General features: G+C 52.3%; 31 protein-coding genes. All 31 read left to right on the top strand.

Features of this window, described 5'->3' with window-relative positions:
* The first annotated feature begins 74 nt into the window (after positions 1-74).
* The 31 genes from ABLU50_RS13385 (at position 75) to ABLU50_RS13235 (ending at position 23,021) form a co-directional block, all read left to right on the top strand.
* Entirely contained in the window at positions 75-308 is a 234-nt protein-coding gene (locus tag ABLU50_RS13385) for a DinI family protein (RefSeq protein WP_043875513.1), read from the top strand.
* Positions 309-352: 44 nt separating this feature from the next.
* Positions 353-610 carry a hypothetical protein gene (locus tag ABLU50_RS13380; protein WP_223349746.1) on the top strand — a complete coding sequence of 86 codons (258 nt, stop codon included), beginning with the start codon at positions 353-355 and terminating at the stop codon, positions 608-610.
* A gap of 40 nt (positions 611-650) precedes the next feature.
* Positions 651-1,043, top strand: a complete 393-nt coding sequence (locus tag ABLU50_RS13375; protein ID WP_043875512.1) for a DNA-binding protein — start codon at positions 651-653, stop codon at positions 1,041-1,043.
* On the top strand, positions 1,040-1,243 hold the full coding sequence (locus tag ABLU50_RS13370) for a hypothetical protein (RefSeq protein ID WP_032735234.1): 204 nt from the start codon (positions 1,040-1,042) through the stop codon (positions 1,241-1,243). Before ABLU50_RS13375 ends, ABLU50_RS13370 begins: the two co-directional genes overlap by 4 nt.
* Positions 1,243-2,274, top strand: coding sequence for a DUF968 domain-containing protein (locus ABLU50_RS13365; RefSeq protein ID WP_043875511.1), 1,032 nt, complete (start codon positions 1,243-1,245; stop codon positions 2,272-2,274). Before ABLU50_RS13370 ends, ABLU50_RS13365 begins: the two co-directional genes overlap by 1 nt.
* A gap of 16 nt (positions 2,275-2,290) precedes the next feature.
* Positions 2,291-2,893, top strand: coding sequence for a hypothetical protein (locus tag ABLU50_RS13360; protein WP_023342896.1), 603 nt, complete (start codon positions 2,291-2,293; stop codon positions 2,891-2,893).
* Between the two features lie 1,423 nt (positions 2,894-4,316).
* The gene (locus ABLU50_RS13355; protein WP_017880269.1) at positions 4,317-4,532 is read left to right on the top strand and encodes a class II holin family protein; all 216 of its coding nucleotides are present in this window, start codon (positions 4,317-4,319) and stop codon (positions 4,530-4,532) included.
* Positions 4,532-5,029 (top strand): lysozyme, encoded by a 498-nt coding sequence (locus ABLU50_RS13350; RefSeq protein ID WP_023279523.1) that lies wholly within the window; start codon positions 4,532-4,534, stop codon positions 5,027-5,029. Before ABLU50_RS13355 ends, ABLU50_RS13350 begins: the two co-directional genes overlap by 1 nt.
* Complete coding sequence (locus ABLU50_RS13345; protein ID WP_017898986.1) at positions 5,026-5,376, top strand: hypothetical protein; 351 nt, start codon at positions 5,026-5,028, stop codon at positions 5,374-5,376. Before ABLU50_RS13350 ends, ABLU50_RS13345 begins: the two co-directional genes overlap by 4 nt.
* Before the next feature lie 1,749 nt (positions 5,377-7,125).
* The gene (locus ABLU50_RS13340) at positions 7,126-7,488 is read left to right on the top strand and encodes an HNH endonuclease signature motif containing protein (RefSeq protein ID WP_017898990.1); all 363 of its coding nucleotides are present in this window, start codon (positions 7,126-7,128) and stop codon (positions 7,486-7,488) included.
* Positions 7,440-7,757, top strand: coding sequence for a hypothetical protein (locus tag ABLU50_RS13335; protein ID WP_014228902.1), 318 nt, complete (start codon positions 7,440-7,442; stop codon positions 7,755-7,757). Before ABLU50_RS13340 ends, ABLU50_RS13335 begins: the two co-directional genes overlap by 49 nt.
* Complete coding sequence (locus ABLU50_RS13330) at positions 7,754-8,185, top strand: hypothetical protein (protein WP_017898991.1); 432 nt, start codon at positions 7,754-7,756, stop codon at positions 8,183-8,185. Before ABLU50_RS13335 ends, ABLU50_RS13330 begins: the two co-directional genes overlap by 4 nt.
* A gap of 249 nt (positions 8,186-8,434) precedes the next feature.
* Positions 8,435-8,869 (top strand): phage terminase small subunit P27 family, encoded by a 435-nt coding sequence (locus tag ABLU50_RS13325; RefSeq protein WP_012542168.1) that lies wholly within the window; start codon positions 8,435-8,437, stop codon positions 8,867-8,869.
* Positions 8,869-10,590, top strand: coding sequence for a terminase TerL endonuclease subunit (locus ABLU50_RS13320; RefSeq protein ID WP_043875510.1), 1,722 nt, complete (start codon positions 8,869-8,871; stop codon positions 10,588-10,590). Before ABLU50_RS13325 ends, ABLU50_RS13320 begins: the two co-directional genes overlap by 1 nt.
* Positions 10,584-10,763, top strand: coding sequence for a hypothetical protein (locus ABLU50_RS13315; RefSeq protein WP_017898992.1), 180 nt, complete (start codon positions 10,584-10,586; stop codon positions 10,761-10,763). The genes ABLU50_RS13320 and ABLU50_RS13315 overlap by 7 nt, the downstream gene beginning before the upstream one ends.
* Positions 10,763-12,022 carry a phage portal protein gene (locus ABLU50_RS13310; protein WP_012542166.1) on the top strand — a complete coding sequence of 420 codons (1,260 nt, stop codon included), beginning with the start codon at positions 10,763-10,765 and terminating at the stop codon, positions 12,020-12,022. The genes ABLU50_RS13315 and ABLU50_RS13310 overlap by 1 nt, the downstream gene beginning before the upstream one ends.
* Before the next feature lie 36 nt (positions 12,023-12,058).
* Complete coding sequence (locus tag ABLU50_RS13305) at positions 12,059-12,979, top strand: S49 family peptidase (protein ID WP_016160672.1); 921 nt, start codon at positions 12,059-12,061, stop codon at positions 12,977-12,979.
* A gap of 77 nt (positions 12,980-13,056) precedes the next feature.
* Positions 13,057-14,343, top strand: coding sequence for a phage major capsid protein (locus ABLU50_RS13300; protein ID WP_004148013.1), 1,287 nt, complete (start codon positions 13,057-13,059; stop codon positions 14,341-14,343).
* A gap of 58 nt (positions 14,344-14,401) precedes the next feature.
* Positions 14,402-14,662 carry a hypothetical protein gene (locus ABLU50_RS13295; RefSeq protein WP_016160673.1) on the top strand — a complete coding sequence of 87 codons (261 nt, stop codon included), beginning with the start codon at positions 14,402-14,404 and terminating at the stop codon, positions 14,660-14,662.
* On the top strand, positions 14,643-14,960 hold the full coding sequence (locus ABLU50_RS13290; RefSeq protein WP_016160674.1) for a head-tail connector protein: 318 nt from the start codon (positions 14,643-14,645) through the stop codon (positions 14,958-14,960). The genes ABLU50_RS13295 and ABLU50_RS13290 overlap by 20 nt, the downstream gene beginning before the upstream one ends.
* Positions 14,957-15,295, top strand: a complete 339-nt coding sequence (locus tag ABLU50_RS13285; RefSeq protein ID WP_014228910.1) for a head-tail adaptor protein — start codon at positions 14,957-14,959, stop codon at positions 15,293-15,295. The genes ABLU50_RS13290 and ABLU50_RS13285 overlap by 4 nt, the downstream gene beginning before the upstream one ends.
* Complete coding sequence (locus ABLU50_RS13280; protein ID WP_016160675.1) at positions 15,276-15,656, top strand: hypothetical protein; 381 nt, start codon at positions 15,276-15,278, stop codon at positions 15,654-15,656. Before ABLU50_RS13285 ends, ABLU50_RS13280 begins: the two co-directional genes overlap by 20 nt.
* Before the next feature lie 4 nt (positions 15,657-15,660).
* On the top strand, positions 15,661-16,074 hold the full coding sequence (locus ABLU50_RS13275; protein WP_170320534.1) for an HK97-gp10 family putative phage morphogenesis protein: 414 nt from the start codon (positions 15,661-15,663) through the stop codon (positions 16,072-16,074).
* Between the two features lie 20 nt (positions 16,075-16,094).
* Positions 16,095-16,574, top strand: coding sequence for a hypothetical protein (locus ABLU50_RS13270; RefSeq protein ID WP_016160677.1), 480 nt, complete (start codon positions 16,095-16,097; stop codon positions 16,572-16,574).
* Between the two features lie 14 nt (positions 16,575-16,588).
* Entirely contained in the window at positions 16,589-16,933 is a 345-nt protein-coding gene (locus ABLU50_RS13265; protein WP_016160678.1) for a hypothetical protein, read from the top strand.
* Positions 16,934-17,161: 228 nt separating this feature from the next.
* The gene (locus ABLU50_RS13260) at positions 17,162-20,158 is read left to right on the top strand and encodes a phage tail tape measure protein (RefSeq protein ID WP_043875509.1); all 2,997 of its coding nucleotides are present in this window, start codon (positions 17,162-17,164) and stop codon (positions 20,156-20,158) included.
* Positions 20,158-20,508, top strand: coding sequence for a phage tail protein (locus tag ABLU50_RS13255; RefSeq protein ID WP_039103081.1), 351 nt, complete (start codon positions 20,158-20,160; stop codon positions 20,506-20,508). Before ABLU50_RS13260 ends, ABLU50_RS13255 begins: the two co-directional genes overlap by 1 nt.
* A 12-nt stretch (positions 20,509-20,520) precedes the next feature.
* On the top strand, positions 20,521-20,880 hold the full coding sequence (locus ABLU50_RS13250; protein WP_043875508.1) for a hypothetical protein: 360 nt from the start codon (positions 20,521-20,523) through the stop codon (positions 20,878-20,880).
* A gap of 92 nt (positions 20,881-20,972) precedes the next feature.
* Complete coding sequence (locus ABLU50_RS13245; RefSeq protein WP_012542162.1) at positions 20,973-21,722, top strand: phage minor tail protein L; 750 nt, start codon at positions 20,973-20,975, stop codon at positions 21,720-21,722.
* 2 nt (positions 21,723-21,724) lie between these two features.
* The gene (locus tag ABLU50_RS13240; RefSeq protein ID WP_043875507.1) at positions 21,725-22,432 is read left to right on the top strand and encodes a C40 family peptidase; all 708 of its coding nucleotides are present in this window, start codon (positions 21,725-21,727) and stop codon (positions 22,430-22,432) included.
* Positions 22,422-23,021, top strand: a complete 600-nt coding sequence (locus ABLU50_RS13235) for a tail assembly protein (protein ID WP_077257622.1) — start codon at positions 22,422-22,424, stop codon at positions 23,019-23,021. Before ABLU50_RS13240 ends, ABLU50_RS13235 begins: the two co-directional genes overlap by 11 nt.
* The last annotated feature ends 59 nt before the right edge of the window (positions 23,022-23,080 follow it).

The following is a 23,080-nucleotide window of genomic DNA, read 5'->3' as shown; positions in this document are numbered from 1 at the left end:
CGCACGCCGGGATCTGTGCGGGGGGTACCCGGTAACGGGTATCCCTACCGCGACACTTGCGTGAGGAGCTAGTTATGAAAGTGGAAATCACAATTGATCGCCAAAAAAAATTGCCGGATGGCGCTGTGCCTGCTCTGGAGAAGGAGCTACTGCGGCGATTGGATCAAAACTTTAATAACTGCAGTCTTGTGATTCGTCGGGCCAGCTCCGATGGGTTGACCGTGCTTGGTGGAATGGACGGAGATAAAAAACGTGTAGAGGAAATCCTGCAGGACACCTGGGAAAGCGCTGATGACTGGTTCTATTAAGTTGAGGTCCAGTAGCTTGCCTGGTTTATTTTGAGGATTTTGCTGTGAGTAAAAAACAAGAAATGCCGAACACCGGCTATGCAATTATCAGATGCGACGATGGGGTGATCGTTGCTCGTCTTACATCCTTTCCTGTGTGTGAGCGCGCTTTAATGTACCGGCGCGGCGACACTGTTTCGTTTATGCCTTTGCAGCCGGATGAGATAGTGGGGACTCTCTCTCTTTTTTCACAGATGATTGAAAAGGCTAGGTCTGGAGTTGGTTACCAGGTTCCCCCTGGTTCTGTTACAATCCCGTCATAGGCCTGAACAACCTATACCTGCTGCGTCACGGAGAGAAGCCATGACGCAAACAACCGAAGTATCAAAATCCCCTCTGACTGGTGCTCCTTCAACGAGCGCCGGTTTACTCTCGTCTTCGAAACTCACTTTTCGACAGCAGGAAGTTTTCGATCTGCTGGTGGCCTACATCAATCAGCATGGCTACCCACCTACGCTATCTGAGCTGGCCGATATGCTCGGCGTTAGCTCGTCTAATGCTGTCCTGTTGCATCTGCGTGCGTTAGAGAGAAAAAATTTCATAAAACTCTCTCGCCGTGTCTCCAGAGGAATTTCCATCGTCGGGCGAAAGGAGCCTATGCTCGCCGTGCAGCTGCTGCAGGAAATGATCGCTGAAGAACCCGGCGCGCGTGAAAGAGCGATTGAGTTTTTGCGACTGTTCGGTGATCAGCCATGAAGAAAAGTTGGTTTTTACACGAGCAGCTTTCAGAGGCTGAGGCTACAGAGCTGGTGGATCGATACCGTAAAAATAACTGTGTGGTTGAGAAGAGCTTATCCAGAGACTTTGCATCGTGGGAGATCCGCGTGTTGTTGCCGGAATCGAAGAAGCCGCCACGGATTGACAGGACCTACATACAGAAGATGTGGAGGGACTGATGCGAGCTTTGCTTAACGTGGATATTGCACGTCATCTTGGAATTGTGCTGCTTAAGCCGGGTAGTGAATTAATGCCGTTATTCGGTGCCGGCCGAGTTCTTGTTGAAATACCGCCGGCAAGCATGAAAAAGATACCCAGTGGACGTCTTCCTGATGCCCGGCAGCCATTGCGGGATGATATAGGGATCAGACCTTTTTTCATGAAGAAGGCGGTTATCACTGCAGCTGGTGGGGTTAGTGCCCTCGAGTCATGGTTGCGTAGGCAGGTTAAAAACTGTCAGTGGACACATTCCGATTACCATCACCATGAGCTCGTCCCGTTTCGCCATTCGACGGGTGTAATAATCGCATGCTGGCACTGTGATAATGAGCTGAAAAACCAAACGGAACACACCCTCGATCAACTGGTAGGTGTTAATAACGCTGACTGGGTAATCGACACTGCCCGCATCGCGCTTGGGCTGGACGCTCAGCGATCATTGTCACTGGCGGAGCTATGCTGGTGGGCGGTAGGCGCCGGGATTGGCGATGAAATTACAGAAGAAATGGCGCGCCGATCCCTGCGTATTAAAGACGATGGCATTAAATCTGTTTACAGGGAGAGTGAGATCGTTCCGTCGGTACCGGCCACCAGCATTCTTTCTCCCCGTATCGAAAAAGCAATCAGGCCAACGGCAAAAACAACGCCGGGCAAACCTCTGGTTCCTGTGAACGTCGATCCTGTTGCACCGGCGACACTATTCGCGAGACCTAAGCGGAGCCGATGGTTATCAGCTGACTTTATCTCATGGGTTAAAAAACAGCCGTGTATGTGCTGTGGGCAGCCTGCAGATGATGCCCATCATCTTATTGGCTGGGGGCAGGGCGGCGTAGGCACCAAGGCCCACGATATTTTTACGATCCCATTATGCCGCAAGCACCACCGTGCTTTGCACCATGACCCTGCCGCTTTTGAGCGTGAATACGGCACCCAGCCGGTATTGATTATTAAATTGCTGGACCGGGCATACGCGCTCGGCGTTCTGGCGTAGTAAGGAGAAGAACAGAATGACACCACGTCAACGCCGTCTACACCGTGCAGGATTAGAAACAGTGGCCGCCGCCCCGCGCAAAAGCTGGCTGGGCCGATTCACTCCCCTTAATGGCATTCAGTCCGCCTGGATAAAATCTCTGCTTACTGTATGGGGAGAAGGTATGAGAGGAGGTGCGGCCCCTCGCAAACCATCAGGACATTCATGCTGGCGAGGTATGAAGGGTGATCACTGGTCAGATAGAGCATTAGAGCGCTTTACGGCAGCAATTGAGCAGGCAAGGAGTGAAGGCTATCGCGGGCGGCAGGCACTAAGCAGGGCGCATGCCATTTTGTGGCCAAAACCTGCAACTGTGGCCATTGACGCTGCGATCACTGAGGATGATGTTGAATTTGTTGAACGATGTGTACTGGCGATATTTGAAACGGGTGATCCTGTTTATCTCGTTGGCGTTAACTATTACACCACCCGCAAAAAAATCTCAGACATAACACGGGAAATACAGCTGGTGGCGCCATGGTTAACAGACAGTGAGGCCCGGAAAAGAGTGCGCTGGTGTCTTGAAATATTCAGAGCAAAAGCTTTCCTTTCTGTTCATAAGGCGATTCATGCGGATTAGCAAAAAGTGCTATGTTGACTTTTTGGTATTGAAAATGGGCCAGAAAGTTAGATAATCCCTTCATGCTTGGCAGAGCTGCGCCACTCGGCAGCGACAAAAAGCGACAATCTGAATATAACGAAGACCCCGCCCGTGCGGGGTTTTTGCTTTCCGGCGATACGACAGGGGTATTCGCGAGATGCGCTGCATCAATACCCCTGTCATATCGTCGTATTGCATACGCAATCTCACATGCTTCAGCATTCACCGAGGATTTTTAATGATTTTTTTGAAGATCTCTAGGGCTTCGGTTGTTAACTGATCATGTTCGATAAAGTAACTGTCACATGCTGCCTACTTTTGAGCAGGGGATAGATTAGGGTTGCTTGTTAATTCAGCGGTTTTAGCTGCTATTTCTGCCAAACGTTCAAAAATCTCTGAAATTCTTTGGTTATCAGTAGATAGCATTTTACTTACCTCGTATTTACCTGATATCAGTGGGTGACTGCATTGAGTCAGGGCTTTGCAATAGCTTCAAGTATCAGAATGCATACAATTTAAGTGGGCTGTTGCTGGCTTATATTATGGCAGAGGCGCTGGCGGTATGGTCAGATATTGACACTTTGAATGTTTGCATCCTAAATTATTGATGTGGTGAATCCCCCTATGCGGAGGGGCGACCAGTCAGTTACAGAAACCTGTAAATGCAGCGCGGGCCATGCCGACTGGGGCATGCTCACCGGGAGGCACCCGGCACCACACTGTCACTAAGCATATTGAATATTTCATAGTGGGTTTACTTTTGCGGTTGCTCTGCTATGTTTATAGAACGTAAAGGCAAAAGTGAATGCTTCCTGGTAAATCGGTAGCTCGGACTATTAGGTGCACCTTCCTTTCGTTACAGCCTTGGTTGCCAATTTTCTTCCCGCTTCTCTGGCGGGTTTTTTTTGCTCGTAATCTGCCCAAATAAATCATCAAAACAAGGAAGGCGATGGATTCATTTGCAGGAACTCCTTTCCCCTTCAACGGAGTGAGGCTCAAAGCAATAAGAAGCGGAACAGAAGGATGCTTTACGCCGAAAAATTAGGTCATAGCGACGTTTGGCATTGAAGAGACGTTATTGAGATGTTAAGTTTTATGGGTGGTGAATCCCCCTGAGCGGAGGGGCGTAAACAGTATTGTTTTATTGCTAAACCGAATGCGCGAGTCATGGTGGCTGACCAAAGGCTTACCGGGAGGCACCCGGCACCACAACTTCACCTCAAGCCCACGTTAACGCGTAGGCTGTTCTTTTCCAGCGGATCTATTCAAAGGCTGCGCATTTGCGTGGCCTTTTTCATTTCAGGCTCACGGGAATCATCATCGATACGGCTCGTTGTTAAATCAGCCCGATGGGCCTGACCCCCTACACGCACAAAGCACCCCGTTAATCCGGAGGTGGAGTATGTATCGAATGGACAAGCTAACAACAGGTATTGCCTACGGAACGTCCGCAGGTAACGCGGGGTTCTGGATGTTGCAATTGCTCGACAAAGTATCCCCATCCCAGTGGGCCGCTATTGGTGTTCTGGGAAGTCTGGTATTTGGCTTGCTGACATACCTGACGAATCTGTATTTCAAAATTAAAGAAGACCGGCGAAAAGCTGTGCGAGGTGAATAATGTCTCCGACACTACGTAAAAGCGTTCTTGCTGCAGTCGGCGGTGGAGCCTTTGCGATTGCCTCTGCACTCATTACTGGCCCGACGGGTAATGATGGGCTTGAGGGAGTGCGATACGACCCTTATCAGGATGTGGTAGGTGTCTGGACGGTTTGCTACGGCCACACAGGTAAAGACATCATGCTCGGCAAAACCTATACCGAGGCAGAGTGTCGGGCGCTACTAAATAAAGACCTGAATACCGTCGCCAGGCAGATCAACCCTTACATCAAAAAACCGATCCCAGAAACTATGCGTGGGGCTTTGTACTCGTTCGCCTATAACGTCGGAACTGGTAACTTCCAGACCTCCACACTGCTTCGCAAAATCAACCAGGGTGACCCTAAAGGAGCGTGCGATCAACTGCTCCGCTGGACCTATGCCAAAGGTAAGCAGTGGAAAGGACTTATTACCCGGAGGGAAGTTGAGCGTGAAGTTTGTTTATGGGAGCAAAGATGAGTCGCTTAACCGCCGTTATCATCGCTATAACAATCCTGCTGGCCTCTAACGTGATTTCGTGGCGCTCAGGCTGGAGTTCTCACGCTGATCACATCAATGCTCAAGCTTCAAAGAAGAGAGAGAAGGCCGAGAGTACCATTAAGCCTGTAGAGGAAAAGGCCGCTACTGCTAACGAAGCGGGTAAGGTCATCTACAAAACAATAACCCGTGACGTGGTGAAATATGTTCAGTCTCCGAATCGTATTGTATGCAGGTTTGATGATGATGCTGTGCAGCTGCGTCAGCGCGCCATCGATGCTGCCAACTCCATCCCCGGATTTGATGAGCCCGCCGTGCAAAGCAAGTGACGCCGCGAAGGACAGCGACGAAGATCTGCAGGCTGATATTGAAAGCACTCAGTGCTTGCGGCAACTGAGATTGGATAAGTACCGCTGGCAGGCTTATTATAAAGCGATAGCCCGATAGGTTATTTTCTTGTTGAATTCAGTCCCTGCCTTGCTTATACCCTACCCAAAAATGAGTAGGTTGGTTGTGATTAGAAAATGTTATGCAAGAATGTCTGATCCAGCTTCAGGTGACAAACTGTCATTGGAAGTACTTGTATCAGATGGTGGACTTAAGATTTTATCTATTATTTTAATAAAGGAGTGGGACTCTCTCTCATGGTATAAAAGATAAGCAAGGTAAGTATATTTTACGAGGTGAACAGAATGCTGGGAATATCAATCTTGTCAGAGATGACACGATTGATTACACTCTTTGGGTGGTTAATAATTACACCGATGGAAATGGTGATTACGATGAATCCTCCCCTATGCTTTGCGCATTGTGCGAGGGGCAGATACTCATTATCTAATGCAAAAATACTTTTATAAGAAAACCATTAAGGCTTGATGAGCTCAGGTTTGAATATAACTAATCATCATACGCGCCTTATATGTTCGAAGGACATAACAACTCTTAGGTATCCTGTTTATGGATATCCTGGAAATGTGCTGCTGGTGGGCTTAGTTCTTGGAGTCTTTTGTCCAGCAGTTTCAGGTTATAAAAAACCCCGTGGAGTAAATCCGACAGATTGACGGGGTGCTGCAGGGGCAGCCAATGTAGGAGTATAGTCAGATTGCGGGATGTTTTTCTACTGGTTTTGAGAAAAAATGGAAGGCCAGATACTACAGGAAGTGGCTCATCCCTAAGCTCACAGGTAGAACGACGGACTTTGTCGTGGCAGAGCAAAGTCATTAGATAGTTTAGACAACACTCCGGATATAACAAGCGTAGCGGGTGTAAATCAGTTAACGGAGCTCAGCGGCTAAGGCATCAAGCATTCACTAAGTGGCTTTGATAATGCTATAGTTCGCCAGAAAGAACAGATTGCATGGTGTCATGCGATACAGCTCATATTTAGAACGTCAGGGTTAAGTTAGCGGTGAATATAACTATTAATAGTGGGTTTTTTGGTTATTTGCTTTTTTTATTGACTATGTGGCCAGTTTTTATAACGATGTGTCTAGCAATGTCTATAGCATTTTACGGAGTGCTAATGAAGAAGACTGCACTTGCCTGGCTGCTTTCTGCTTTATTTTTTGGCATATTTGGGGGGCTGTATGGGTATTAACTTACTGATATTGAGGTTTTTTTGAAGCCTGCAAGAATTCATTGCAGTCGTCATCCATCGAATTCATGTATGCTGATAAGGATTTTTAAAGGAAAAGGAATGGATGATGAATACCCAGAAGCTTCTGGATACATACATGTTAGTTGGTGCCGGTCTTTCTCGCGTCAAATATGAGATTTTCACGGGAGATGAAGGGTCATATGCATTTATTACGATTTATGCATATGAGCCTCATTTCCATATTAAGGGCTATGATTCCTTAAAGTTAGACGAAACTGTTGATGTCAGATCTCAGATCGAAGGGCATTTCGCATATACCTACCAGTAGCCAAAACCATATTTCTGAATCTACAGCCCCGCTTATGCGGGGCTTTTTATTGGGGTGAATATGGCATCAAGTTCACCCAAGTTCACCCTGGCATCATCCCTGTAACACAAAACGGTGTTAACGACTGCGTTATCACTAACTTCGGAAAAAGTTATGCCTCCACGCGCTAAACGACCTTGCCGGCACAAAGGATGCACGGCAGTAACGAATGATGTCAGTGGGTTCTGTGAGATCCATCGGCAGCAACACGCCGGTGATGGCTGGCGTAACTATCAGCCCGGAAAAACTCGGCATGAACGTGGTTATGGTCGTCCGTGGGAAATTAAACGGGCCCGTATCATGAAGAGGGATAAATACCTTTGTCAGAACTGCAGGCGAGACGGTATTGCCACGAAAGCTTCAAGTGTCGACCACATCATTCCTAAAGCTCATGGTGGTACCGATGATGACTTTAATCTGGAGTCATTGTGCTGGACCTGCCACAGCAAGAAAACAGCAACAGAGAGAACCCGATGAAGAGTTTCAAAATTGAATACGTTGATGGCGTTTTGACCGTTCTGGAGACTGATGGTCAGTCACGAATGAATGAAGCCGTGCATGGCATCCATTTTGAGCATGTCCAGGGCGGCCGCCCACTGCTGAAACTGACGATTGCGCATGATATTGCACCGGCACCGGCTGCTGAGTCGGCCCAGGAACCTTTAGTGGGTGAGCTGGTACAGGATCAACAATCTCCGTTTCCCGGCGGTCGTCGTTCCCGCCATCGTAGGGGAGGTAAGCAATGATGTATAAACGCACGGATCTGACGCTCTCCATGTTCTATGCATCCAGCGCTGATGCAGACGGGAACAAAGTGGCTACGTTGACGATGCAGGTAATTGCAGCAGAGGTTGGAGCCGTCCAGACCAGCCAGCTGCGATGTATAACCGATAGCGCGAAGAAAAAAACGTATAGCGTAGGTGAACAATCTGTCAGTAATGGTTCCGATCCGTTGCTGGTCGCGATTGAGAATTACTGGCGTCAGAGCACGGATGTCGTCGTTAAAGGATTGATCGCCGAGGTGACCGACTTCATCGCAGGGAACATCAACTCAGTTAGCACCTGGATTGGTCAGTTTGGGATGAAGGTTTTCGAGAACCAGCCATTAGATGAACGGCTTCCAGAAAGCGTACTGCAGGCCGATGGAGGATCTGCTACAGCGACAGGATCCTGACCGCCGGTATAACAACTGGTGTTCATTGAACGTCTGATATATGCCGGCCCACGCAGTGCGAACCATATTCGCTGCCGGCGCAGCCGGAATGACGACCTCCACCTCGACTGAGACAGCAGCAGCCAGGGGGGAGGGGGGAGCAAATCCCTGACCCCTTTCGCGCTTCGGGACTGCCCGTTGAAGTCTATTTTTACACGCCAGAAATAAGAAACTTTTTTCCGGAAGGTTTCATCTATCAAAGGAACGTTTATGGCCGGAGGAATTCGATCGTCCGGTGGTGGCCGAAAACCCACTTTACCCACCGGGCAAAAAAGCAAATTAACACGTATTGCGCCTCCTGCTGAGTTAATGGGGGAGGCGGCAATAAGAATGTGGAAGACGCAAAGCAAAATACTCATCGACCGAGGGGTGTTTGAGCTGGAGGACGCACCTTTGTTGCTGGCTTACTGCAATGCTTTTCATCTGATGCTCGAAGCCGAAAAAATGCTGGCCAGCGGACTGACCTCAGAAAGTGAAATGGGGGGGCTGAAAAAACACCCTGCAGTTAATGTCCGGAATGACTCGGTTTCCCAGCTTGCCCGCCTGGGCTCTCTGTTGGGGTTAGATCCGCTCAGTCGTCTTCGCATGACCAGCGGACAAAAGGATCCGGACGATGACGGGAATGAATTCGATGAGTTTGACTGATGGCAACCTATCCGAACGTCAATGCAGCGAACCAGTATGCGCGGGATATCGTTGGCGGGAAGATTCTGGCGTGTCAGTTAACGATACTTGCCTGTCAGCGACATCTGGACGACCTCGAACGAGCAAAGGATCCCCACTGGCCCTACCGCTTCGATAAAAACAAAGCAGAACGATTTCTTCGTTTTGCCCAGAAAATGCCTCATACCTCAGGGGAATGGGCCCGGCGTAAACTCCGGATTGAATTTGAAGCCTGGCAGAAGTTCGCTCTTGGCGTACCGTTTGGATGGGTACACAAGAAGACAGGCCTGCGTCGTTTCTCTGAAATCTATATCGAGGTGCCCAGAAAGAACGGGAAATCCGCTATTGCCGCTGCTGTAGGAAATTATATGTTTTGTGCAGATGGCGAGCATGGTGCAGAAGTCTATTGCGGCGCCACGACTGAAAAACAGGCATGGAAGGTATTTTCTCCGGCGCTGCAAATGGTGAAAAAGCTGCCGGCATTGCGGCAAAAATTCTCGATAAAACCCTGGGCAAAAAAAATGACGCGCCCTGACGGTTCGGTTTTTGCGCCTGTGATCGGTGACCCGGGGGATGGTGATTCGCCATCATGCGCCATCATTGATGAATATCACGAACATACTACTGATGCGCTTTACACCACCATGACCACCGGTATGGGGGCTCGTGAACAACCGATGACACTGATCATCACCACTGCCGGCTATGACATTACATCCCCTTGCTATGAAAAGCGTACTCAGGTTGTCGAGATCCTGCGGAGAACCCGTAATGGCGAGGAAAATGAAACCATATTTGGGCTGATTTATGGCCTTGATGACGATGATGACTGGACGACTCCTGAGGCATTAATCAAGGCAAACCCCAACTATGGCATTTCGGTAAAAGCAGATTTTCTCCGGGCGAAACAATTATTGGGTATGTCGACGCCCGGGCAGACAAACAAGATTCTGACCAAACATTTCAATCGCTGGGTAAGTGCAAAATCAGCTTATTACGACCTGAGAAAATGGATGGATGCGGCCGATAAAACCCTTAAGTTGTCAGATTTTGAAGGGGAGGAATGCTGGCTGGGTATCGATCTGGCCTCGAAAGTTGACCTCAATGCCGTGGTTCCGGTTTTTCGTCGTGAAATAGACGGAATAACACATTTTTACTGTGTTTCTCCTCTGTTCTGGGCACCGGAAGAAACCATTTACTCGCAGGAGACCGCGCTGAAGAGTACCGCAGAACGTTATCAGTCCTTTATCCGGCAGGGGAAGTTGATCCCGACCGATGGCGGTGAAGTTGATTACAGACTGATATTTGAAACGATCCTGAAATTGCGGAATACCGTAAAAATTGCCCAATGCCCCATTGACCCTTATGGCGCGACTTCATTACGTCACATGCTCGAGGAAGAGGGGCTTGAGCCTGTCGAGATAAGACAAAATTTTACCCATATGAGTGATCCTATGAGAGAGATTGAGGCTGCGCTCATCTCGGGGAGATTCCATCATGACGGACACCCTGTCATGAACTGGTGTATTTCCAATATTGTCGGCCAGTATCTTCCCGGAAGTGACGATATTGTGCGTCCCGGGAAGGAAGGGCGGCAGAACAAGATAGATGGTGCGGTTGGTTTAATGATGGGGCTGGGGCGCGCCATGCTTAACAGTTCAGTGATGACATCCGTATATGATGAGGAAGATATAGCATGCTAATTTCAGTTCTGAGTTTTATTGTCGGCCTCACTGGTGCTGGATTGTTATCAGCAGGCGCCTGGCTTATTTCTCCATCAGTGGGATTGATAACAGGAGGGATTATTTGTCTGGGCTGGTCATATATGACAACCCGGGCCTTTTCCTCCGGCGTCAGCAATGGCGGAGGTAAATAATGTTCCTACCCCAGATGTTCAGGGGCCGACAATACTCGGGTAATAGCTTCTGGGAAGCCATGCTGGGCGGGGTTCGTTCAAGCCAGAGCAAAACTGGCATCATAATCACGCCGGAAACCGCTCTTGGACTTTCAGCGGTCCGGGCCTGTGTCACCCTCCTGGCGGAGTCCGTCGCGCAGCTGCCGTGCGAACTCTACCGGCGGGATAAAAATGGCGGGCGCCAGCGTGCGACGGACCACCCGGTTTATGACCTGATTCACTCCCAGCCCAACAGGAAAGACACCTCATTCGAGTATTTCGAGCAGCAGCAGGGGTTGCTGGGGCTTGAGGGAAATTGCTACTCGATCATCGAACGGGACGGAAAAGGCTACCCGAAAGAGCTGATCCCCATTAACCCGAAAAAGGTCATTGTGCTGAAAGGGCCGGACGGTATGCCGTATTACGAACTCCCGGAAGTCGGTGAAATTCTGCCGATGCGCATGATGCACCATGTGAAGGTCTTTTCTCTGGATGGCTATATCGGCAGTTCCCCCATTCAGACGAACGCCGATGTTCTGGGGCTAAATCTGGCGGTTGAGGAGCATGCGGCCGCGACATTCCGGCGCGGGACAACGATGAGCGGGGTGATAGAGCGTCCGAAAGAGGCCGCGACCATTAAAAGCCAGGATGCTATTGATCGCCTGCTGGCGAAATGGACCGAGCGCCATTCCGGTATTCACAATATGTTCTCTGTGGCATTGCTGCAGGAGGGCATGAGCTACAAACAACTGTCGCAGGATAACGAAAAGGCGCAGCTGCTACAGTCGCGGCAGTGGGGCGTGGAAGAGGTCTGCCGGCTCTATAAAATCCCGCCACATATGGTGCAGATGTTGGCGAAAGCGACCAACAACAACATTGAGCACCAGGGCCTGCAGTTCGTGATGTACACGCTGCTGGCATGGCTGAAACGCCATGAGGGTGCGCTGCAGCGCGATCTGCTTCTGCCCAGCGAACGCCGCGATTTGTACATCGAGTTCAACGTTTCCGGGCTGCTGCGAGGCGACCAGAAGTCACGCTATGAATCGTATGCGCTGGGCCGCCAGTGGGGATGGCTATCCACTAACGATATCCGGCGTATGGAGAATCTGCCGCCAATTGCCGGCGGGGACAAATACCTGACGCCGCTCAATATGGTCGACAGCGCGAAGATCCTTCCTGGCGATAAGTCGCCGACAGCAAAACAGCTGGCCGAAATCGAAACCCTTCTGGCCAGAGCCTGATTATTTCCCGCCGCGCGGGATGACCTGGAAGACAACATGACAACGAAATTAATTAACCTGCCGCACCTGGCAGATATGGTCTTTGGCGTGCCGCATTACGTGACGCGGCAAACAATGGACTCCGTGAAAGCGGTGCTCATCCCCCGTATTCAGGGGATCACCGAAGATGCCGCCATTCAGATGGCATTGAATCCGGGTAAATCACCTGCTGCTGAGCAGGTCCAGCCCACCGGCGGGGTGGCGGTGATCCCCGTTCACGGCATTCTCGTTCCACGCCGGGGGCAGATTACGGCGATGTGCTCCGAGCTGACCAGCTACGAGCGGATCCGCGGGCAGTTGCAGGCTGCGTTAAACGACCCCTCAATCAGCGAAATCGTTCTGGATATTAACTCCGGCGGCGGCGCAGCGGTGGGGTGCAAGGAGCTGGCCGATTACATTTATCAGTCTCGCGACACGAAACCCATCACGGCGATTGTGAACTACAGCGCGTATTCCGCCGCGTATTTCATCGCATCGGCCTGCAGCAAAATCATCGTCAGCCAGACCAGTGGCGTGGGGTCGATTGGTGTGATCATGGAGCACCTCGATACGTCGAAGATGGAAGAAAAAATGGGGCTGACGTTCACCACCATTTACCGGGGAGATAACAAAAATAACGGCACCCAACATGAACCACTGAGTGAAGAGTCGCTGGGTATGTTCCAGGGCATGATCGACGAAATGTACGAGACGTTTACGGGGTCGGTGGCCGAATATCGCGGCCTGAAGCAGCAGGCCATCATTGATACGCAGGCGGGGCTGTATTTTGGCCCTGGCGCTGTGTCAGCCGGCCTGGCGGATGAAGTCTCTGACCCCCAGGCGGCGATCAATGCTATCGCGGCAAAGTATCAGCAACCCCGTCAAAAAACCTCCATTCAGATGCAGGCAGCCGCGATGGACCTGCAAACCAAAATGTAACCCGGCGCAAACACAAACCGCGTCACCTTAAGCAGCCAGCAGGCTGCTTTTTTTATGTCTAAAAAGAGAGAAATAAAATGCCACATATTGAAGAATTGCGTCGTCAGCGTGCGGGTATCAACGAACAGGTTCAGGCCCTGGCAACCATTGACGCCAGCGGCGGCACGCTGACTGCGGAGCAGATGACGGAGTTTGCGAACCTGCAGCAGCAGTTCACTGATATCAGCGCCAAAATTGAACGTCTGGAAGCCGCCGAACGTGCTGCGGCGCTGGTCGCAAAACCCGTGAAAGCGACTCAGCAGGCCCCCGGCATTATTGTTAAGCAGGAGCCGAAACAGTACACCGGTGCTGGCATGACCCGACTGGTTATGTCTGTCGCCGCAGGCGCAGGGAATCTGCAGGACGCGGCAAAATTCGCTTCAGAAGAGCTGAATGACCAGTCCGTATCGATGGCCATTTCCACCGCAGCGGCGTCCGGGGGTGTGCTTATTCCGCAGAACCTCCACAGTGAGGTGATCGAGCTACTGAGCGACCGAACCATCGTCCGCAAGCTGGGTGCCCGTCCCGTTCCGCTGCCTAACGGTAATATGACGCTACCACGCGTGGCCGGTGGAGCAACGGCAAGCTACACAGGAGAAAACAAAGACGCCAAGACATCAGAAACACGCTTTGATGATGTAAAACTTACGGCGAAAACTCTGATTGCGATGGTGCCTATTTCCAATGCACTGATTGGCCGCGCCGGATTCAACGTCGAGCAGCTGGTCCTGCAGGATATTCTGACCGCCATCTCAGTGCGTGAGGATAAAGCCTTTATGCGCGATGACGGTACCGGCGATACACCGATTGGTATGAAGGCGCGCGCGACGCAGTGGAACCGCCTGCTGCCGTGGGAAGCTGATGCAGCGATCAACCTGAACACGGTTGACGAGTACCTGGACAAGATCATTTTGATGGCGATGGACGGCAACAGCAATATGATCAGCAGCGGCTGGGGCATGTCGAACCGTACCTATATGAAGTTGTTTGGGCTGCGTGACGGCAACGGCAACAAAGTCTATCCGGAAATGGCTCAGGGATTACTTAAAGGATATCCGGTTCAGCGTACCAGCGCGATCCCTGCGAATCTGGGGACCGGGGGTAAGGAGACTGAGATTTACTTTGCTGACTTCAATGATGTGGTTATTGCTGAAGACGGCAATATGAAAGTCGACTTCTCGAAGGAAGCCTCTTACATCGATGCCGATGGCACCCTGGTATCTGCGTTTTCCCGTAACCAGTCGCTAATCCGCGTTGTTACTGAGCATGATATTGGCTTCCGTCATCCGGAAGGCCTGGTGCTGGGTACCGGCGTCCTGTTCTAACCCATCCCTCAGTAAATACGGCCCGCATATGCGGGCTTTTCCCTTTCAGGAGAATGTTATGGCTGCGAAAAATAAAGCAGTGGAGTCGGAAGAAACGGTCGCACAGGACAACCATGCGACCGTGGTCGCACAGGCAGAGCGTAAATCCGTTGTGTTCCTTGGGCCGCACCACCGTTATTCCCGTGGAGATATCGCGTGCTTTGAAGGAACGCGCGCCGAAGAGCTGGTTAACCGGCGTATCGCGGTATGGCCGGAGGATGCCGAACGTGCGCTGAAACCGAAGCCGGGAGACAGCGATTTTGATACTGACATTGGATGATGTGAAAACCCAGCTACGCCTGGAACTGGATTTCACGGAGCATGACGCCATGCTCACGCAAATGGTGAACGCCGCGCAGCGGAGCATCGAGCGTGATTATTACTGCAAGCTGGTCACCAGTGATGAAGAGCTGCAGGCACTCCCGGAAACCGTCCGCGGATTTATCGCGGATGAAGATATCCGGCTGGCCATTCAGTTTCTGATCAGCGATGCGTATCTGAATGGCCATACCGGACAGTGGCTGGAAACCGCTGCGGTGAGGCATCTTCTTTTCCCCCTGCAGGAGCATACGCTATGAGCCTGAAACCGGGTGATATGAACTGTCGCATTGCGATTAGCTACGTTCAGTCCGGTCGGGGGCCGCTGGGCGAACCGCTACCGGAAAAGCAGGTTGAATCGGGAAAAGCGTGGGCAAAACGGGAGCTGGTATCGGGGCGAAAAGTCCGCACGCTGGATCAGCAGCAGGTGGTGGAAACCTGCCTGTTTACGGTCTATCCGGGTGTGCTGGTTGATATCGACTGGAAAATCACGACGAAAAACCTGGTTTATACCGTCCGGAATATCGACCGCAAAACGGACCGGATCATTATCACGGGGGAGGCTGACGGGCGGCATGATAGAGCTGGCGATTAAGGGTGCGCTGGAGCGCATCACCGGCATGAATGCGTATCCGCTTTTACTGCCGGACACGGTCCAGGAAGGGGTGACATACCAGCGTATTTCGGATGCGCCGGTAGGGGCTGGCCTGGCCAGAACCGGGATTTCCTCTGTCCGCATACAGGTGGCGATTTATCTGATCGATAACTACAGCCGCCTGCTGATGCTGGATAAGCAGCTTTGGTCAGAATGGAAAGCCATTGTGCAAAGCCGGCTTGAGGATTGTCCGGTCAGTTACGTGACGCGCGGCAGTATCCAGCAGGACAAGATCACGCTGACCAGTGGTCGCATCCAGTACCGTCTGGTGCGCGACTTTATATTCACCACTCCGGAGTAACCCCATGCGCATTGAGATGAAATTCCCGTCGGGGAAGGATTTTGAACGCCTGATTTCCGAGATGGACAAGAAAGTCAGCACCAGGTTGTTGCGTGATGCCGGGCGCCGGGCGCTGGCCATCGTGCAGGAGGATATGCAGCAAAACGCCGGCTACGACGAGTTAAGCGGCGGGCCGCACATGCGCGACACGATCAAAATCCGTAGCTCAACCAGCGGAGCAAAGAGCGAGCGCTACGGGACTCTCATCACGTTTCGAGTCGGTCCCAGCAAAGCGCATCACATGAAAGCGTTGGCGCAGGAGTTCGGCACGGTGAAACAGGTGGCTAAGCCGTTTATCCGTCCGGCGCTGGATTACAACGTCGAAAAAGTGCTGTCGATACTGACAGCTGAAATTCGCTATGGGCTGGAAGGCCGGTAGTCAAAAAGAGAGAGAAAAAAATGAGTGAAGACGTCATTAAAAGCCCTTCGGAATATGCAAGCATTCCGGCGGGAACCCGCACGTACTGGGGTATGAAAGGCACGCTGAAGGCGGCGGCAAAACTACTGCAAAGTACGATGGCCATCGGTGCCGTAGGCAAAAAGGGCACCTTCATGAAGGTGACACGCCTGATTGACCGTGATCCGAAATACATGGCCGATATGGGCGAGGGTGAGGATAAGACCCTGGTGTTTATTGCCGATCCGACAGATGCGAATCAGCAGGCATTGCTGGAAGCGGCGGAGGCCAATAAGACCGTGGTGTTTTTCTTCGACTTCCCAAATGGCCGCTCGGCGGAAATGGAGCTGGTGCTGTCCGGATGGGCGCAGCAGGCCGTTGACCAGCCTGATGGTAAAGTCCTGCAGGACGAGGTATACGGCAAGCAGAACGGCGGCGTGAAGTGGACTACCACGAACGCCGCCAATAGTGGCACTGAATAAAAGGAATAACGACTGTGAATTATCAAAACCTTCTCAACCCTATTATCAAAGCCCACCCGATTACGCTGCTTGGCCAGCAGATCTTTATCCGCCGCCTGACGCAGGAGGAACTATGGGATTATGAAGCCGATCTGCAGGCACTGGAAAAGAGCGATGACAACGCTCGCCAGACCTCTATCCGTGGCATCACACTGTTTCTATCTGCGCTGGTAAATGAGGACGGAAGCCGCCCGGCAGCGGATGAACTCCCGGCTGCAGAGGCTTTTCTGTCAGCCCATTCGGGAGCAGATCTGCTGGAGGCAGTCATTGCTGTACAGCGTCATGCTATCGGCACACTGGAAGATGCCAAAAAAAACTAACCGAATCACCCCAGCTGCGCACCCTGTTTGCGCTGGCAGATCGCTGGGGTGAGCCGGACCCCACGAAACTGGCCGCCATGCCTGCGAACATCCTGACCTACTGGGAGGCGTACTTTGCGCTCCTTAAAGAAGAGGGAAAACCACCGCTGGCGGCTCCACAGTCATCTGCAGCACCCTCTGCCGTGGCCCGGGATGATGATTTTGAAAACTGCCTGAGGGTTCTTGGAAATGGCTGATGTAGCATCACTCGCCGTCGCATTGCACCTCAACCGTGCGACGTTTAATTCGCAGTTCGCTGACGCAATGCGTCAGGCGGATGGCAACGCACAGCAGTTCAACAAAAAGGCACAGGCTGATGCGGCAAAAACTGAGGCTGCCTTTAAGGGGATCGGCGTAGGTGTAAAAGCCGCTGATGCTGAATTTTCCAGGCTGGATAAACGTATCGAAAAGCTGGGGTCACTACGGCTTACCGGGCTGGATGAGATGCGTAACGTACTGGCGAATCTGTCTGCCGGTAGTGGCGTTACCGGCAGCAGTTTCACCACTGCGGCGATCTCGGCGCTGACCGAAGGTATGAGTACTGCGCTGACCAGTAGCACCCAAAGTCTGGAGCTACAGCGACAGGCTCAGATTGCCGCATCGCAGGCGGCGGTAGATGGCGCGCAGGCGTCTATCAACAATGCCCGCACGCTGCGAGAAGAGGCACTGGCGCGGCAGAAAGCAGCCGTACAAACGATTCAGGCGGCGCAGGCGGAGCGCGAGAAGGCGTTTGCGCTGGATGAGTATTATGCCAAACAGGCAGAGGTCAATAAGCAGTATGGCATCACGGCCAGCTATGAAGCAGAGCACGCGAAAAACGCCCGCACCATCAGCGAGGCCAATATAGCTGAGGCCCGCGGGAAAAAGAGCCTGGCAGAAGCCACAAAAGAGGTTCTGGCCGCAGATATCGCTGAGTCTGACGCCAAGCGTACCCTGACCACCTCAACGCGAACGCTGGCCACGGCCAGCCAGGAGCTGACGTTCCGGCAGCGCGCAGCGGCGGCGGCGGCGGGAACACTGCATGGCGCCCTGGCGCTGGTCGGTGGCCCGGTCGGGATCGGTATCATGGCGATCGCCGGCGCGGTGACGATGCTCTATTCGTCGTTTTCAAAGTCTCAGGAAACTATCAGCGGCTACAGCAATGCGTTATTCAAATCAGGGCAGCAGTCGATTATGTCGGTTCAGTATCTCCAGAGCCTGCAGTCGCAGCTGGGAGATACTGACGGTGCCGTAAAAGCTATCACCGCGTCTGTTAATGCCGGATTCGGTGGTGAAATGCTGGACCGCGTTGCCGGACTTGGCGCCCGGATGGAAGAGCTGGGGCAGAGTTCGGGGGATCTGGTCTCGATGCTCACGAATCTGCAGGGCGATCCTGTCCAGGCGATGGAGAAGCTGAACAATCAGGGAATTCAGCTAAACGCGACGTTTATCGATCAGATAGTCACGCTGCAGCGCCAGGGCAGGGAAAGTGAGGCTACGGCGCTCCTGCAAAAGCAGGCGATGGCCGAGCTGGAAAAGCAGATAAAGGATCAGGAAGATAAGGTTGACGGGCTGAAAGGGGCCTGGAAATCGCTGAAGGATTATGTCAGCAGCGCGTTTAAAACAATGGGTGACGCCCAGATGGCCACAGCCCAGGCGCAGGCGTCAGCATTGGGAATAAACCTGACACCCAGCCCGGACCCGGCGATAAAACAGCGCGAAGAGGTGGAAAGGCTGCGGAAGGAGCAAGAGAAGCTGCGGAAAGATACAGCTGATCGCCTGAAGGCCGAAAATACCGTTCAAGGACTGATGGCTGCTGGCGTGACAAAAGAGAAGCAGCGCGCCGATGCACTGGCGGTTCTCAATCGCACTCTCAAGAAAGGAACGGAAGAGTACGCGCAGGCGTTACGCGGTATAGAAAAATTGTACGGGGAGAAGCAGAAGAAACCGGCGGCGTACAAAGATGACCAGGCCACCCAGCGTCTGCAGAGTCTGCGCGAGCAGGAATCGGTTCTTCGTCAGCAAAACCAGCAGACCGTTAACCTGACCGGTTCAGAGCGAAAGCTGCTGCAGTTCAACCAGGAGATCGCCGATCTCAAGGCAAAAAAAATCCTGACCGCCGGGCAGCGCAGCATTCTCAATGCTGAGCAGGAGCTGCGCGCTCAGCTGAACATCAATGTACAGCTGGAGAAGGCGAACGTGCAGCGCCAGCTGTCGCTGAAAATGCAACAGGAGAATAATGAGCTGCACCGCTCAACCATTCAGCTACAGGCCGAGATGGATGCCAACGTGGCCAGGATGACGATGAGCAGCGCCGCCTATGACCAGATGGCAAAGGAGCAGCAGGTCAGGTCGAAATTTGCAAAGCTGCGCGAGGATGCAGAGAAAAAAATCAAACCAACTGAGGAGGCGTATTTTCAACAACAAACACGCTTCCTAAATGCAGAAGAACAAAAGCAACTGAGCATCGTTCGCAATGGTGCCCGGGATAAAGCGCAGATTGAGGGTTCATGGACCGAGGGGTTACGCGCAGGGTTGCGTGAATGGGGCGCCGATGCAACCAACATTTATGCCCAGGTTCGTGACACCTCCGTCAATGCAATGGACGGCATGGCCAATTCTATCTGGCAAATGGCGTCGCGGGGTAAATCGTCCTTCAAGGAGATGGCGCTGTCTATCATTGACGATATTGGGCAGATGATAACAAAAATGCTCTTTTTTCAGTCTATCCGATCTGCAGGCTCTGCTATGTCGGGGTCCGGGATTGGCATCCTCGCGGATTTTGGCGGGTTTCTGTCTGGATTCTCCGGCGGAGGGTATACCGGTGATGGCGGGAAGTATGAGGTTGCCGGACCAGTCCACCGGGGTGAGTGGGTTGTGCCACAGGAGGTGGTTAAAAGGCCAGGCATGCTCAGCTTTCTGAACCAGTTAACTTACGGTAGTGGCTACGCCAACGGTGGGCTGGCTGGCGTGCCGAGCGGGCCGCTTCCAATGACTGGTGAGAGCCAGCGAGCAGCAGGGGGAATAACGGTTAATATCCCGATACAGGTGGTCAATAGTAACGGTAATCCGGATCAGTCCGGGAAGCGGTCAGAGAGTGGTATCGCTCAGATGAAGCAACAAATCGTTCAGATAGTTTTGAGCACCCTGGATAAGGAAATGGGTAACGGTGGGATGATCGATGTGAAACTGAGGAGCATGCGCTAATGGCCGCACTGGAAACCTTCGACTGGTCGCCGCTGAATGGTCCTGCCGCGGATATTAAATATGCGACCCGGTCCGTGAAATATGGTGATGGTTATGAGCAGATCACTGGCGACGGTATTAATCCTGAATCGCAATCATGGCCACTGACATTCACCGACTACAGGGAGGAGGTCATGCCGATCCTGCAGTTTTTACGCCGTCACGGTGAAACAAGCGCATTCCTGTGGGTTAATCCGCTGGGAGAACTGGGGCTATACCGTGCGACACAGATAAAGCCTCAACTGCTTGATTTTGCGCGCATGACCGTTACTGTTACGTTTGTGACGGCATACAGAGCCGCACCGATATAATGGAGAATGATAATGCAAAAAATGGTACTGGCGCTGGCCAGCATCGCCGTTCTTTTTTCCGGTACAACGGCAGCACGTGAGCTAACAGCGTCGGAAAAAAAGATTATCGAAGAGTCTGCTAAGCAAGAGCTAAAAGATCCGGATAGCGCAAAAATTTATTGGCAACCGGATATGGGAGGTAACTCCTATTGCGCACAAATTAACGCCAAAAATGCTTATGGTGGTTATGCAGGCAAGGCGCTGTTAACAGCGGCAGTAAAAAGAAGTGGAGAGGGGAAAATCATTCAGGCAGGTGTCATCATTTATAGCGACGATATGATAGAGGTGATGATGCCAATCTGTACCGATGCTGGCTACCACTTTCCCCGTTAACCTCCCGTGCCGTCCGGCACCCATACCATCAACTTAACCCCGCTCAGCGGGGTTTTTTATTATTGGGACTACGGTCCCGCAGCGAGGACATTATGGGCATTGCAGCCGACGATCAAAAACTGGAACCCGGGAACGTCATCACTCTGTTCGAAGTGGATGGCACCACTTTTGGTGCAGACGTACTGTATTTTCACAACCACGCTATTCCGTATACCGAAGAAGAAATTATCGCCGCTGGCAGCGATGCGGAAAAGCTGACGGGCAAACCGATTTACTGGCAGGGCGTGAAATATACGCTCTGGCCATGTGAGATCGAGGACGTTGAGTCCAACGGTGAAGGTTCGCCAGCTTCCCCCAAGCTGTCCATTGCGAACCTGGATGGCTCAATCAGTGCGTTATGCCACATGTTCCAGGATATGAAGCAGGCGAAGGTAACGGTTCACCGCACGTATGCGCACTATCTCGATGCCAGGAACTTCCCTGACGGCAACCCACAGGCTGACCCGACAGCAGAGCAGATTGATGTTTTTTACATTGACAGTAAATCCAGCGATGACGATGAACAGGTCCAGTTCAAGCTTAGCTCGCCGGTGGATGTTACCGGACAGAAGTTGCCTGCACGCCAGATGACCAACCGTTGTGCCTGGTGCATGCAGGGCCAGTACCGTGGTGCTGACTGCGGCTATACCGGCACGCGTTATTACGACAAATTCGGCAATCCGGTAGACAACCCGGCACTGGACGTCTGCCCGGGAACGGTCGCGGGCTGTAAGTTACGTTTTGGTGATGATGCCATGCTGCCGTTTGGCGGATTCCCGGCTATTGGTCTGCTGAGGATGTAGTCATGCTGAGCCAGAGACTGAAAACCGCTATTGAGGCGCACGCCGCGGATGTTTACCCGAACGAATGCTGTGGCCTGATTACACGGGTCGGGCGGCAGCGCCGATATATTCGCTGCGAAAACAGTCATGAAATGCCGACGGAGCATTTTCGGATCGCAGCCGGTGACTGGATTGCCGCAGAGGATGCCGGCGACGTGCTGGCCGTAGTGCATTCGCATCCGGATGCCGGTCCGCATGCATCCGCCGAGGACCTGCAGGGCTGTCAGAAAACAGGCCTGCCGTGGATCATTATTAGCTGGCCAGGAGGCGACTACACCATCACGACGCCGGAAGATTCCCCGCCTCTTCTGAACCGTCCGTTTATCCACGGTAGCTGGGATTGCTATGGACTGGTCCGCGACTGGTATATGCAGGAGCGTGGTATCGAACTGCCTGATTTTCCCAGAGAGGACAACTGGTGGACCCGGGGGGAAAACCTGTATGTGCGGCACTATGCGGAAGCCGGGTTTTATTCTCACGCCAGCGAGCTGCAGGCAGGTGATGTGATCCTCATGCAGTACAGAGCGGACGAAATCAACCACGCCGGCATTTACCTGGGCAACGGAAAAATGTTGCACCACATGTATGGCCAGCTGAGTGGTGAGGTTCCATACGGTGGGATCTGGCGGGAGCGAACCATGCTGACGCTGAGGCATAAAAATGACGACTAATATGATAGAGAAAATGGTTCTGGTTCGCCTGTACGGCAAGCTGGGCAAGTTGTTCGGCCGGGAGCATCGCCTGTCGGTATCTTCTGTACGGGAGGCTATCCGCGCGCTGTGCATCATGGTTCCAGGACTGGAACGATGGCTGGAGACCAGCGAGGGACGTGGAGTCACGTACATGGTCTTTAACGGTGAAAAAAATCTGAGCCAGGATGACCTGTTTCTGAATGGTGTGCATGACGTAATCAAAATTGCGCCTGTGATTATTGGCAGTAAAAAAGCCGGGGTGTTCCAGACCATTTTTGGTGCCGTACTCGTTGCCGTTGGTATGGTGCTGAGTTTTACCCCTGCCGCCGCTGCCTCGCCGTTCCTCTACAAAATGGGGGCGGCGATGATGCTGGGCGGCGTTGTACAAATGCTGGCGCCCAGCGGTACCCAGGGTATGACAACGGATCGGGATACGAAAAAATCGTACTCATTTGGTGCGCCTGCTAATCAGGTCGCTGCCGGCAACGGTGTACCGATCTTGTATGGCCTGCGTGAAATAGGCGGCGTCATTATCAGTGGCGGTATTTATACCGAAGAACAGCAATAAAAAAATGCATTTTACCCTTCCCGCCACGGCGGGATTTTTTTTGCCCGGAGTTTGAGAAT

The sequence above is a fragment of the Klebsiella sp. GG_Kp173 genome (assembly GCF_040062415.1).
Classification (GTDB): Bacteria; Pseudomonadota; Gammaproteobacteria; order Enterobacterales; family Enterobacteriaceae; genus Klebsiella; species Klebsiella quasipneumoniae.
Note: the sequence above shows the minus strand (reverse complement) of the source record. Positions and strands in the feature narration are given on the sequence as shown.

Excerpts from the sequence above, each read along its gene's own strand:
- ABLU50_RS13305 (WP_016160672.1), top strand. The coding sequence starts at position 12,059 with ATGACAACGAAATTAATTAACCTGCCGCACCTGGCAGATATGGTCTTT.
- ABLU50_RS13240 (WP_043875507.1), top strand. The coding sequence starts at position 21,725 with ATGCTGAGCCAGAGACTGAAAACCGCTATTGAGGCGCACGCCGCGGAT.
- ABLU50_RS13320 (WP_043875510.1), top strand. The coding sequence starts at position 8,869 with ATGGCAACCTATCCGAACGTCAATGCAGCGAACCAGTATGCGCGGGAT.
- ABLU50_RS13270 (WP_016160677.1), top strand. The coding sequence starts at position 16,095 with ATGAGTGAAGACGTCATTAAAAGCCCTTCGGAATATGCAAGCATTCCG.
- ABLU50_RS13315 (WP_017898992.1), top strand. The coding sequence starts at position 10,584 with ATGCTAATTTCAGTTCTGAGTTTTATTGTCGGCCTCACTGGTGCTGGA.
- ABLU50_RS13340 (WP_017898990.1), top strand. The coding sequence starts at position 7,126 with ATGCCTCCACGCGCTAAACGACCTTGCCGGCACAAAGGATGCACGGCA.
- ABLU50_RS13385 (WP_043875513.1), top strand. The coding sequence starts at position 75 with ATGAAAGTGGAAATCACAATTGATCGCCAAAAAAAATTGCCGGATGGC.
- ABLU50_RS13245 (WP_012542162.1), top strand. The coding sequence starts at position 20,973 with ATGGGCATTGCAGCCGACGATCAAAAACTGGAACCCGGGAACGTCATC.
- ABLU50_RS13300 (WP_004148013.1), top strand. The coding sequence starts at position 13,057 with ATGCCACATATTGAAGAATTGCGTCGTCAGCGTGCGGGTATCAACGAA.
- ABLU50_RS13250 (WP_043875508.1), top strand. The coding sequence starts at position 20,521 with ATGCAAAAAATGGTACTGGCGCTGGCCAGCATCGCCGTTCTTTTTTCC.
- ABLU50_RS13295 (WP_016160673.1), top strand. The coding sequence starts at position 14,402 with ATGGCTGCGAAAAATAAAGCAGTGGAGTCGGAAGAAACGGTCGCACAG.
- ABLU50_RS13370 (WP_032735234.1), top strand. The coding sequence starts at position 1,040 with ATGAAGAAAAGTTGGTTTTTACACGAGCAGCTTTCAGAGGCTGAGGCT.
- ABLU50_RS13275 (WP_170320534.1), top strand. The coding sequence starts at position 15,661 with ATGCGCATTGAGATGAAATTCCCGTCGGGGAAGGATTTTGAACGCCTG.
- ABLU50_RS13350 (WP_023279523.1), top strand. The coding sequence starts at position 4,532 with ATGTCTCCGACACTACGTAAAAGCGTTCTTGCTGCAGTCGGCGGTGGA.
- ABLU50_RS13310 (WP_012542166.1), top strand. The coding sequence starts at position 10,763 with ATGTTCCTACCCCAGATGTTCAGGGGCCGACAATACTCGGGTAATAGC.
- ABLU50_RS13260 (WP_043875509.1), top strand. The coding sequence starts at position 17,162 with ATGGCTGATGTAGCATCACTCGCCGTCGCATTGCACCTCAACCGTGCG.
- ABLU50_RS13345 (WP_017898986.1), top strand. The coding sequence starts at position 5,026 with ATGAGTCGCTTAACCGCCGTTATCATCGCTATAACAATCCTGCTGGCC.
- ABLU50_RS13280 (WP_016160675.1), top strand. The coding sequence starts at position 15,276 with ATGATAGAGCTGGCGATTAAGGGTGCGCTGGAGCGCATCACCGGCATG.
- ABLU50_RS13285 (WP_014228910.1), top strand. The coding sequence starts at position 14,957 with ATGAGCCTGAAACCGGGTGATATGAACTGTCGCATTGCGATTAGCTAC.
- ABLU50_RS13330 (WP_017898991.1), top strand. The coding sequence starts at position 7,754 with ATGATGTATAAACGCACGGATCTGACGCTCTCCATGTTCTATGCATCC.
- ABLU50_RS13360 (WP_023342896.1), top strand. The coding sequence starts at position 2,291 with ATGACACCACGTCAACGCCGTCTACACCGTGCAGGATTAGAAACAGTG.
- ABLU50_RS13375 (WP_043875512.1), top strand. The coding sequence starts at position 651 with ATGACGCAAACAACCGAAGTATCAAAATCCCCTCTGACTGGTGCTCCT.
- ABLU50_RS13255 (WP_039103081.1), top strand. The coding sequence starts at position 20,158 with ATGGCCGCACTGGAAACCTTCGACTGGTCGCCGCTGAATGGTCCTGCC.
- ABLU50_RS13325 (WP_012542168.1), top strand. The coding sequence starts at position 8,435 with ATGGCCGGAGGAATTCGATCGTCCGGTGGTGGCCGAAAACCCACTTTA.
- ABLU50_RS13355 (WP_017880269.1), top strand. The coding sequence starts at position 4,317 with ATGTATCGAATGGACAAGCTAACAACAGGTATTGCCTACGGAACGTCC.
- ABLU50_RS13365 (WP_043875511.1), top strand. The coding sequence starts at position 1,243 with ATGCGAGCTTTGCTTAACGTGGATATTGCACGTCATCTTGGAATTGTG.
- ABLU50_RS13235 (WP_077257622.1), top strand. The coding sequence starts at position 22,422 with ATGACGACTAATATGATAGAGAAAATGGTTCTGGTTCGCCTGTACGGC.